This window comes from Streptomyces flavofungini (assembly GCF_041028215.1).
Taxonomy (GTDB): Bacteria; Actinomycetota; Actinomycetes; order Streptomycetales; family Streptomycetaceae; genus Streptomyces; species Streptomyces flavofungini_B.
Map to the genome: position 1 here is coordinate 1 of NZ_JASKYR010001339.1, position 899 is coordinate 899.

Genomic DNA, 899 nt, shown 5'->3' on the forward strand with positions numbered 1-899 from the left:
GCGGGAACCGCTCGGGCACCGCCGCCATGGCGAGCCCCACGCCGGCGCTCATGCCGCCCATCGCCGCGTAGACGAGCGCCCCTGCCCCGGCCGCCCCCGTCACCGCCTGCGCGTCCGCCCGCCCCGCCGCGAGGACCGCCTCGCCCTCCTCCTCGGCGAGCGCCAGCAGGAACTGGGCCCGCTCGCCCAGCTCCTCGTACGTCTGCGGGGCGAGCCGCGAGACCGTCTCCCGCAGCTCCTCGGCCCGCGCCTGCATCTCCTTGGCGAGGACGGTCAGCCGCGCGGCACGCTCCCACGCCTCGTCCCGCTCCCGGGAAAGGCCGTCGGCGTACGCCTCGGCCTGCTCGGGGCGGTAGCCGCGCCCGCGCACGCTGGTGAACCCGTGCGACGACGGCGCACCGCTGCTGCTCATCCTGGACCCCTCTCCGACGTACCTCGCGCGTAGCGCGCGATTGGCGCACATCTTGATGGATCAAGCCGAAGCGCTCATAACGCGACACTCCGCCCACTCCACCCGCTCCAGGATGCGTCAACCGGCCCCGGAAGAAGGAATCGGGGTGTCGCTTTTGAGCGCCTCGAAGAGCCGGCCGGCCTTGACCTGGTCCCACAGGACGACATCACCGGCCCCGGCGATCTCCGGCTCCCCCGCCACCGGCACGGTCGTCGTGGCGCCCGGCCTGCCGGACAGCGCCTCCATCTGCAGGCCCATACGGGCCAGCGTGCCCGTCTCCGTGCCCCGGTCGAGGGTGAGCGCGTCAAGCGAGGTGGACAGGAAGGGGATCAGCCGCCACGGCGGGACCAGCACCGAAGCCCCCGTCGCCTTCGCCGAGACCGCGCTCACGAGCTGCCGCTGCCGCTCCACCCGCCCCAGATCGCCCCGCGGATCGGCGTACCTGGCC

1 protein-coding gene and 1 pseudogene are annotated in these 899 nt (G+C 74.2%); both read right to left on the reverse strand.

The window, feature by feature from the left end; genetic code table 11:
- Nucleotides 1-412: pseudogene (locus AB8Z36_RS40900) on the reverse strand (hypothetical protein); the annotation flags it as partial.
- A 117-nt stretch (nt 413-529) separates the two neighbouring features.
- Nucleotides 530-899: LCP family protein (locus tag AB8Z36_RS40905; RefSeq protein WP_369218408.1), on the reverse strand; the 370-nt coding region annotated here is incomplete at its 5' end.